Source organism: Flavobacterium piscis, assembly GCF_031457575.1.
Classification (GTDB): domain Bacteria; phylum Bacteroidota; class Bacteroidia; order Flavobacteriales; family Flavobacteriaceae; genus Flavobacterium; species Flavobacterium piscis_A.
The window spans coordinates 1-8,308 of sequence record NZ_JAVDWQ010000034.1 but is presented as its reverse complement, the minus strand read 5'-3'; the positions used below and the strand labels follow the sequence as shown (position 1 = coordinate 8,308).

15 protein-coding genes are annotated in these 8,308 nt (G+C 31.6%); all 15 read right to left on the bottom strand.

Annotated features, from left to right (window positions below):
- Positions 1-403 precede the first annotated feature (403 nt).
- The 15 genes from J2W48_RS22960 to J2W48_RS22890 all read right to left on the bottom strand — a co-directional run bounded on the left by J2W48_RS22960 (position 404) and on the right by J2W48_RS22890 (position 8,190).
- The gene (locus tag J2W48_RS22960) at positions 404-1,009 is read right to left on the bottom strand and encodes a DUF4304 domain-containing protein (protein ID WP_310284534.1); all 606 of its coding nucleotides are present in this window, start codon (positions 1,007-1,009) and stop codon (positions 404-406) included.
- A gap of 153 nt (positions 1,010-1,162) precedes the next feature.
- A complete protein-coding gene (locus J2W48_RS22955; RefSeq protein WP_310284532.1) occupies positions 1,163-1,537 on the bottom strand; it encodes a hypothetical protein in 375 nt (124 codons plus the stop codon).
- A gap of 87 nt (positions 1,538-1,624) precedes the next feature.
- Positions 1,625-2,320: a hypothetical protein gene (locus tag J2W48_RS22950; RefSeq protein ID WP_310284531.1), complete on the bottom strand. Its 696-nt coding sequence runs from the start codon at positions 2,318-2,320 to the stop codon at positions 1,625-1,627.
- Between the two features lies 1 nt (position 2,321).
- Positions 2,322-2,711, bottom strand: a complete 390-nt coding sequence (locus tag J2W48_RS22945) for a hypothetical protein (RefSeq protein WP_310284530.1) — start codon at positions 2,709-2,711, stop codon at positions 2,322-2,324.
- 124 nt (positions 2,712-2,835) lie between these two features.
- On the bottom strand, positions 2,836-3,225 hold the full coding sequence (locus J2W48_RS22940; protein ID WP_310284529.1) for a hypothetical protein: 390 nt from the start codon (positions 3,223-3,225) through the stop codon (positions 2,836-2,838).
- Between the two features lie 84 nt (positions 3,226-3,309).
- Entirely contained in the window at positions 3,310-3,702 is a 393-nt protein-coding gene (locus J2W48_RS22935; protein ID WP_310284528.1) for a C1orf198 family protein, read from the bottom strand.
- A gap of 6 nt (positions 3,703-3,708) precedes the next feature.
- Positions 3,709-4,059, bottom strand: coding sequence for a hypothetical protein (locus J2W48_RS22930; protein ID WP_310284527.1), 351 nt, complete (start codon positions 4,057-4,059; stop codon positions 3,709-3,711).
- Positions 4,060-4,231: 172 nt separating this feature from the next.
- The gene (locus tag J2W48_RS22925) at positions 4,232-4,624 is read right to left on the bottom strand and encodes a C1orf198 family protein (protein ID WP_310284526.1); all 393 of its coding nucleotides are present in this window, start codon (positions 4,622-4,624) and stop codon (positions 4,232-4,234) included.
- A 5-nt stretch (positions 4,625-4,629) separates the two neighbouring features.
- Positions 4,630-5,109: a hypothetical protein gene (locus tag J2W48_RS22920; protein WP_310284525.1), complete on the bottom strand. Its 480-nt coding sequence runs from the start codon at positions 5,107-5,109 to the stop codon at positions 4,630-4,632.
- Positions 5,110-5,238: 129 nt separating this feature from the next.
- Positions 5,239-5,922, bottom strand: coding sequence for a hypothetical protein (locus J2W48_RS22915; RefSeq protein WP_310284523.1), 684 nt, complete (start codon positions 5,920-5,922; stop codon positions 5,239-5,241).
- The gene (locus tag J2W48_RS22910; RefSeq protein ID WP_310284522.1) at positions 5,922-6,518 is read right to left on the bottom strand and encodes a hypothetical protein; all 597 of its coding nucleotides are present in this window, start codon (positions 6,516-6,518) and stop codon (positions 5,922-5,924) included. The genes J2W48_RS22915 and J2W48_RS22910 overlap by 1 nt, the downstream gene beginning before the upstream one ends.
- Before the next feature lie 145 nt (positions 6,519-6,663).
- A complete protein-coding gene (locus J2W48_RS22905) occupies positions 6,664-6,990 on the bottom strand; it encodes a hypothetical protein (RefSeq protein WP_310284520.1) in 327 nt (108 codons plus the stop codon).
- An 18-nt stretch (positions 6,991-7,008) separates the two neighbouring features.
- Complete coding sequence (locus J2W48_RS22900) at positions 7,009-7,599, bottom strand: HNH endonuclease (RefSeq protein WP_310284518.1); 591 nt, start codon at positions 7,597-7,599, stop codon at positions 7,009-7,011.
- A gap of 14 nt (positions 7,600-7,613) precedes the next feature.
- On the bottom strand, positions 7,614-7,928 hold the full coding sequence (locus J2W48_RS22895) for a hypothetical protein (protein WP_310284516.1): 315 nt from the start codon (positions 7,926-7,928) through the stop codon (positions 7,614-7,616).
- Between the two features lie 7 nt (positions 7,929-7,935).
- Complete coding sequence (locus tag J2W48_RS22890; RefSeq protein WP_310284514.1) at positions 7,936-8,190, bottom strand: hypothetical protein; 255 nt, start codon at positions 8,188-8,190, stop codon at positions 7,936-7,938.
- Positions 8,191-8,308: the final 118 nt, after the last annotated feature.

The following is an 8,308-nucleotide window of genomic DNA, read 5'->3' as shown; positions in this document are numbered from 1 at the left end:
TGTGCAAGAGGTTTATAATGATGGATATTCAATGTACTACCTTCTGGTACATTGGGCCAAGGTCTACCTTGCTCAATCCACCAAGCTTTAAATTCCCCCAGGCTGGCGCGAGCATCTTGCTCGTGAACACAATCTAAATCAATTTATGTCTTCTCCTGAAATAGGTTGCACAAAAGTGTAAAAATATGGAAAGATATTCAAAAAGATCATCTTCAAAATGGCAATCTAAGTATAGTTAAGAATTTAAACGATTTGTTTGTAATGATTCTTTAACAGAAACATCGATAAAAAAATAAATCGGAACAAAACTAATTCTGTCCCGATTTAACTGAATTTATAAACTAATCGAGTCAACCTTTCTCACACAACTATTTGGGCATGTTCATTTAGCAGTCTTTTTTATTTATTTACTATATTCTATTTCTTTTAAATGCTCAATTGCTATAATGGCGTTTGGCTTTCCTTGTGAATTTTGCATAAATGCTTCAATAACTTGATTTAAGGTATTAAAATCGCTTTTTGCTTTTAAGAGTGTTGTCAAATATTTAAATCTGCCTATTTCTGTAGTCCCAGCAAAAGTTTCATTCATCCAACAGTTTATTAAACCGTCATCAGAAAGACGTTTGTTGATTTCAGGCATTATATTATTTCGAACAATATCCATCACATTATTAGTAACGTTATTTAAATCATCTGAGAGATTAACTGACCACCAATAATCAGCACTACCTGGCATAAAAGTTCCAACCCTTGCTTGCCACTGACACTGCTCAACTTCTGGTTTTAATGAATTATTATAATCATATTCTAATTGACCTAAAAAATTTGAATAAATACCAAAATTGATTGTAAATTTAATTAGTTCTTTTGTACTTTCTCTGCTTTTTTGAAAGTTTATAATACCATAATTTTTATTAACTTCTAAATAATAAGTATTTCCTTTTTTGGTGAATCCAGTTTGCTTAAAAAAAGGATTTAATGCTGTAATAATTTCTTTAAAAATTTCCATATAATTTACCATATTTTAGGCTTTCTTACTAGTTGAACTGGGTATCCATTTGCTCCAAGCCACGCATCCTTTAATTTTTGTAATGAATGATAACGAGAACTCCCTACTTTGGCTTCTATACCACCCAAATTAACTCCATTATACCATATATGTCTAAATCCATATAACGTTTACAAATGGTGTTCGTTTGTAAACTTCTGTATATACAGTACGTCCTTCTGCCCTCATTGCAACAGCTAGTTCATCTCTGAATAAATTACCTGATGCTCTATTTATTTGAATTAACGATGGCTGATTGGTCAGAGCTCGTGAGCTCATCATAGAAATTCCTTTCATCCCACCATTTGTTGCTATACTAGCAACTTTGGTCATAGGAACTGCACTAACAATTTTCATGTTAGCCTCAAATCCTGTTAATTCATTATTATATCTGTCAGTACCGTTAATATTCCCTTTGACCCCATCCCATAATAGCGCTATTGGATTAAATTGATCTGTTTCATAAACAAATCTACTGAAATAATCCATAAAACCGCCACTGCCGTCACCTCCGTAATATTGCCCGTTTCATTGGGAAGTGGTCAAATAAATTCTTAATTTGTCATTAATACTTTTCTATAAAGAGTCATAAATTTTAGTCGCCTCCTTAATTAAAGTATTATTTTCTAATTTCTCAAATAAATCTTCTTTGGAGAAAATTCTAATTGTCTGTGCAGGATCATGAGTTAACAAATAGGCATTACCTATTTTATCTAAAGCAAGTACGTCGCCGTTTCCAATATCATCTATATAATAAAAGACTCCATCAGGAAGGTTTATAGCATAAGTGCTATCTAAATATTTTGATAGAATCTTTTTCTCATTTTCATCAAAGTTCATCAATAATTTATCTAAGTCTTTATTTTCAAAATTCTTTTCAGTAATATTTTCGATATCGGTTTTACTAAAGTCAAAACTTAAAAAATCAATGCTTTCACTTTTAAAACCACCAATCATTCCACTTAAAATATCTAACTCAATATTACAATAACTATTTTTTTTTGTATTCCAAACATTTATATTTTTTAATATAAAATAATGCGGCAGTCTTTTATTTGTATATAATGCTTCTAAATTGGCATTTAATAAAAATGTGTAACTATCTTTAAAGCCTAATATATTTTCTTTAAATCCTAGTATAAAATCATTGTTAATCTGCCCACTCAAATAAGAATATTTTTTGGGTAAAATATCAATTAAGTTTTTGAAAAAATAAATTTCCTCATTGCCAAATTGATTTTCTTTTTTCTTTTTTCTAAAAAATTTAAACATATTATTTCCAAATTAAATTATATTCTTCTTTTACCCATTGTGGTGCAAATCTAGCACGGTAAGGATCTTTCAAAGAATGTTCTAAACTGTTTACTTCCTGAAGATTAAATCTATTATTTTTTAACCAATTAGGGGCCCATTTCCATCTTTGTGGTATAAAACGATGGTGAAGTTCCATAAATTGCTTCCAAATCTGCCCCGTTTCTCTATTTATTACTGGATCTAGAACAGGTTTTACCTTACCTGTCCAATATGCTGTTCTATATTGCGCAAAGGTTTTACCTCCTTTAAAAATATTCCCTAATCCTTGTAATCCATTCTTTAATCCTTTAAATGTTAACTTTTCAGCACCAGCTTCCGCTCCTCCAGGAGTAAGAAATGTAAGGGCCATAGCAGTATAATAACCTGCTTTTTGATTATCTGTAGGTCTTATGCCTAAATAATCTGTACCTCCAAACTGATATGCCTACAAAATTGCAAATTCTTAAGTGAATGATTAATTAATCTTTGACTATTTATTTTTGTATCACTTTCAGCCAATCTTTTATGAAATCATCCAAATTAAAATGTTTTGAGAGGTTCTGTTTCATTATTTCAGGCACATCATTTTTCATTTTATTTAAGATGATCATCTCTCGTTCAGCGTTGTTAATTTTCATGAACAAATCATATTCAAGCACAAAAAAAATTGAGAGATGCTTTTCTTTCTTTTTAAATTTTACTTTTTGTTCAAGTTTGCCATAGTGCTCAGGATTACAGCAAAGAAAACAAATAACTATTCTCTCTAATTCGTCTCCATAATTTTTTAAATAAAAAAAATTATTTATTTTTCTCAACGAGAATTGATCTAAACTTTCTCCAACTCTAGTTTCCCACCATGCATCAGATGTTATAGTAATTTCCATATTTTTTTATTAATCATTTAAAATTAACAAATAAAAAATGCGTGAAATTATAAACTTTCACGCATTTTTAAAAACTGAAACATCTTAATAATCTATTGAATTTATTAAACCTGTCCAGTCTTCTTTGAATTTATCTAAATCAAAATCTTTAAACTTATATTTCGCAATAATTTCAGGAACTTCTTTGATTAACTTTTCAAAAACTATTTTATTCCTTTCCTCCTGAGTAATTTTCACAAACAAATCAAAATCAAGCATAATATCCATATATAAAGCCTTCTCTTTTTTTATAAACCGAATGCGTTGTTTGAAATTATATTCAGTATGGCGACACATCAAGACTACAACAAATTTATCTAAATCTGTTCCATAATTTTTTAAATAAAAAAAATCTCTAAATTCTCTATGAGGAATCAAAGACAAAGTATCGCTAACTCTTGTTTCCCACCAACTATCTGCAGTTATTCCAAAATCCATAGTTTATTATTTTATTATTTTATTACCCCGCGGTAAAAATCCGTTCTGTTTTATGTAATTCATAATTTTCATTCGTTCAAGTTCTAACGCTTCCTTCAAAGTACCTCTAAATTCAGGAAAGTACTCAACACCAAATTCACCAACATTATCCAAATATTTTTGGGTATATCTTTTAAAAGGATTAAAATTTTTGGTAGTACCAAATTTCCAGATGTCACCTTTTTCTAACCAGACTAATTCTTGTGCTTTTTTAAAGCCTCTTTTCATTACAGGATAAAATCCACTTTCTATAGCTCTTAATGTATATTGTTCTACTTTAACTTCTGCACCCGCCGGCGACAAAAATGTAAGAGCCATAGCAGTATAATAACCTGTATTTTGATTATCTGTAAGCCTTAAATTAAGATAATCTGTAACTCCAACTGATCAAAGACTGAGAAATTTATATTTCAAAAATGACAAGAAAAAAATGCGCAAAAATCATAAATATCTGCGCATTTTTATAACAAATCTATAGTCTAAAAAAAAACTAATAATCAATTGAATTTATTAATTCTGTCCAGTCCTCTTTAAATCTCTCTAAATCAAAATCTTTAAACTTATATTTCGCAATAATTTCAGGAACTTCTTTGATTAACTTTTCAAAAACTATTTTATTCCTTTCCTCCTGAGTAATTTTTGCAAACAAATCAGAATCAAGCATAATATCCATATATAAAGCCCTTTCTTTTTTTACATATCTAATTCTCTGTTTAAAATTATATTCACTATCACGACACATTAAAACAATAAAAATGTCATTAAGGTCAATGCCATAATTTTTTGTGTAAAAAAAATCCTTAAACTCTCTTTGAGGTATTAGGCCAAGTACTTCTCTTACACCGCTTTCCCAATCTATATCAGCTGAAATTCCAAACTTCATAATTTTTATTTGTTAATTTTATTTCCCCAAGGTAAGTGACCAGTTCGCTCAAAGTAATTTTTAATTTTCATTTTTTCAAGTTTTAAAACTTCTGATAAAGTTCCCTCAAATTCTTTAAAATAATAGACTCCTTCCTCTCCAAGATTTTTTAAATATTTTTGTGAATATCTTGTAAAAGGGTTTTTAGTAGTACCAAATTTCCAAATTTCGTCTTTCTCAAGCCATACTAATTCTTGTGCAGCTTTGAATCCTCTTTTCATCACCGGATAGTATCCTGCTTCTAAAGCTCTCAGCGAATATTGTTGTACTTTGGCCTTAGCACCTCCAGGTGCTATAAATATAAGAGCCATAGCGGAATAATAACCTGCTTCTTGAGTATCTGTCGGTCTTAAATTAAAATAATCTGTGCCTCCAAACTTATCAAAAGCTGAACTAAAACCTGGCGATATTAAATCAAAACTATCAATAATAGTTTGGATTCCCATCTTTCCAAACCCCTGAGCAAAATCAGATTTAACTAAATTGCCTACGTACTACTCGTTCAAAGTACAAACCAGAGGCATCGCATCAGAACTTGTTGTTATTCTGCTTGAACAGCTGTGGCTTTCATTTTTTTATGCTGTAAGTTCTGAACTCTGCAACTTTGCAATTTTTTTATCCTGCTTGTTTATTTCTATTTGCTTTAAAAATTCATCTCTGTTGGTTATCGCTTCCTTTAAATCTTGAAGCCAAACATCCCTTTTTCCATACTTCCATTCAAATAAATCAGGAATCCAAGATGTTGAAGCTTTATGTGTTTCAGCCAAAACTTGTTCAATAGCAACCTCATCATTTACATACAAAGCTCCTAACAGTTTTGCTTCAAAAAGTTTAGCCTGTCCAACTGGACTTGATTTTATCAGTGTTTGGTAGAACTGCTTATTAAAAACCTCAAACAACTGGTTTGTAGAAATATGGCGATGTCCTAAAATTGATACTTGTTTCTTGGTACATTCTACAGCTTCTTCAAAAAAGTTGATATGTTTTGTATAAGGAATATTAAACTGAAAACTTTTTATATTATATATTTCCTGTATAAAAATAGGCTCTTCAAGACATTGTTTTATGTCTGCCTTCCACAAAGGATAACAAACAAAAATCGGTCTATAGCTTTCTGTCCGTGGAAGATTTAATATTTCTATACCAAATATAAACGCACCACATATTTTGTATAATTTGTTCTGTGCATAAACAGACAAATCTTCAAAATCATCAGACCAGTTATTTATAATTTCTTTTTTTATATTACTTGCTATCATTACGGTTTAATTACTTGTGTGGTTAATCTAAAATTTCTCTTATATTTCAGCATTTGTGGTGTCATATTAAGTTGAGCTGGTGTCATACCCGGATAACCAAACTTCCAATCATAAATAATTCCATTAGTGTTATCAAGCACATCTAAAAAACCTCTGTTACCAGGTCCATTATTAAAAGGTACCTTGAACTGTAGTCCCTTATTACCATATATGCTTTGATAACGCTCCAAAAGGTTTGTAGCATAATTGTGTTTGGCAGTTCCTGCAAACCTTCCTGTACCTCCAATTGCTCTTTCCGCAAAAGTTGCAGCCTTTTGTACTAACTCCAGATTTGTTAGGCCTTTCACTGCGAGCTTTTCAGCCCCAGCTTCTGCTCCTCCAGGAGTAAGAAATGTAAGAGCCATAGCAGTATAATAACCTGCTTTTTGATTATCTGTAGGTCTTATGCCTAAATAATCTGTACCTCCAAACTGATCAAAAGTTGAACTAAAACCTGGCGATATTAAATCAAAACTATCAATAATAGTTTGGATTCCCATCTTTCCAAAACCCTGAGCAAAATCAGATTGAACAAAATTACCTATATATTTACTCACATTTGGTGGTGGTCCGGAATATTTGAAAAAGTAAGAGCTACACTTGGCATGTCCACCTTCACGAGAAGTGCAACAAAAACAAACAGCAGTATCTTAATCAACAATTTCATTCTATTTTCTTCTTACAAATCGTAAGTCTAAGCTTTTATACGTCTTTTTGTCTGTATTCTAAAAGTCTTTGAGCTATCTCAAAATCAGAATAACCTTTATCCTTCAGGTCTAAATCGGACTCTATTAGCTCTATTGCATAATCTACAGGAAACAGTTGAATATATTGTACTCCTTCTTTCTCAAAAACAAGGTCATCTTCCGTTTCTTCTATTTCAAAAATGGTGATTTCAGATTCCAAATCTAATGCATCTTGCAGATAGATTAGCAATGCTTCGGATTCTGTATTTAGTCCCTGCTCCTGATACAGTTCGTCTAGCTGTTCAGGATTAGTCAAGTATTTTATTAATTCAACTACTTTCATATATTTTGTTATTTTCTTTTATTTTCCCCAAATTGACATTCCACCTACGCCCCCTGGATGCAATGTATTCCAAAACAGACTACCTGTTGTATGTTGTGCTTTCGGAACTAACTGCATAACTCCAGCACCAACATCGTGATGCCATACCCAATTTGCAGGGGACTTCCCTAAAATACTTCCTGTTGATGAACGAGGAATTGAGATACCCAATTTAGACATTGAATTTGCAAAAGCTCCGTCACCCATTGCATTACTTAAAGAAGTGTTGGCTGCTTTAAAGTGACTGTAATAACCTTTACCTGGATATAGGTTGCTTGCCAATTTGGTTTCAAAAGCAACTGAATATTGAGCCCCTGAAGCTACCCCCTTAGCGGCAGTAGCCTTATAGCTCTTAGCCAAGTTCCTATAATCTACTAAATCCTTTTCACTTTTGCAAGTTTTACCAAAGTCACTTTCTAAAGTTTCAACCGATTCTTTTATACTTTCTACTTCACGTTCAGTAAATTTTATTTCTGAAATTGCATTTTCGAATACCACAACTTTTGCTTCACTGATATTTATTTGAAATATAGCAAGTAAGAAAAATAATATTTTTAGAAGTAGCTTCATTTACACTATTTTGATTAATCTAAAACGTTGAATACGCTGACTGTACCAATATGTTCCTGTCCTCTTAAAACTTCGTATGTATGGTTTAGTTTAATAATACCTTCTATTGCTTCTACCATTGTAAATGCTAACTCTACCTTAAAAGGAATGCCGTATATAGCCTCTTGTGGATTTTCAATTCTATAAACAAAACTAAATTGTTGCTCGCCTGTTTTTAGAAAAAGCCAGTTTACTTTATCGTCCTTAGGTTGAGATTGCTCATCTAAAACTCGACTTCGATTCAAGTTTAATTCGCCAATGAAATGATATTTTCTATTTTCTGTAAGCATAATAATATTATTTATGAGGAATAATGTATGGCAAAGTCTCTTTAGGAAAAACATAAGCTCCAATATCTACGTGTGGAAACCAATGTTGTGCTGCATTAACTGGTGCTTTTACTGTTCCCTGTATAATTGAATATCCATTTGGATAAAGCCTTTGACCATACCAATGTGCATCTTCAATTGATTTTGCAAAATACTTGGCTTCAACGCCTCCTTGTTGTAATGAAAACTTACCCGATAGCGCTGATTTGCAATCAGTGCCCACAAAGAAAATCTATAAACATATATAGTTTTAATTTAGATGTCTAACTGTTGCGGGCACGGAAAGAATTTCCGCGCTAACTTTGCGCATATCCGAGCTGTCGGGCAAGGACTGTTAAACC

Bases quoted from the DNA above. Each gene is read 5' to 3' on its own strand.
- J2W48_RS22900 (WP_310284518.1), bottom strand. From the start codon at position 7,599: ATGAAGCTACTTCTAAAAATATTATTTTTCTTACTTGCTATATTTCAA.
- J2W48_RS22925 (WP_310284526.1), bottom strand. From the start codon at position 4,624: ATGAAGTTTGGAATTTCAGCTGATATAGATTGGGAAAGCGGTGTAAGA.
- J2W48_RS22945 (WP_310284530.1), bottom strand. From the start codon at position 2,711: ATGGCCCTTACATTTCTTACTCCTGGAGGAGCGGAAGCTGGTGCTGAA.
- J2W48_RS22950 (WP_310284531.1), bottom strand. From the start codon at position 2,320: ATGTTTAAATTTTTTAGAAAAAAGAAAAAAGAAAATCAATTTGGCAAT.
- J2W48_RS22905 (WP_310284520.1), bottom strand. From the start codon at position 6,990: ATGAAAGTAGTTGAATTAATAAAATACTTGACTAATCCTGAACAGCTA.
- J2W48_RS22920 (WP_310284525.1), bottom strand. From the start codon at position 5,109: ATGGGAATCCAAACTATTATTGATAGTTTTGATTTAATATCGCCAGGT.
- J2W48_RS22895 (WP_310284516.1), bottom strand. From the start codon at position 7,928: ATGCTTACAGAAAATAGAAAATATCATTTCATTGGCGAATTAAACTTG.
- J2W48_RS22955 (WP_310284532.1), bottom strand. From the start codon at position 1,537: ATGGATTATTTCAGTAGATTTGTTTATGAAACAGATCAATTTAATCCA.
- J2W48_RS22915 (WP_310284523.1), bottom strand. From the start codon at position 5,922: ATGATAGCAAGTAATATAAAAAAAGAAATTATAAATAACTGGTCTGAT.
- J2W48_RS22960 (WP_310284534.1), bottom strand. From the start codon at position 1,009: ATGGAAATTTTTAAAGAAATTATTACAGCATTAAATCCTTTTTTTAAG.
- J2W48_RS22935 (WP_310284528.1), bottom strand. From the start codon at position 3,702: ATGGATTTTGGAATAACTGCAGATAGTTGGTGGGAAACAAGAGTTAGC.
- J2W48_RS22930 (WP_310284527.1), bottom strand. From the start codon at position 4,059: ATGGCTCTTACATTTTTGTCGCCGGCGGGTGCAGAAGTTAAAGTAGAA.
- J2W48_RS22940 (WP_310284529.1), bottom strand. From the start codon at position 3,225: ATGGAAATTACTATAACATCTGATGCATGGTGGGAAACTAGAGTTGGA.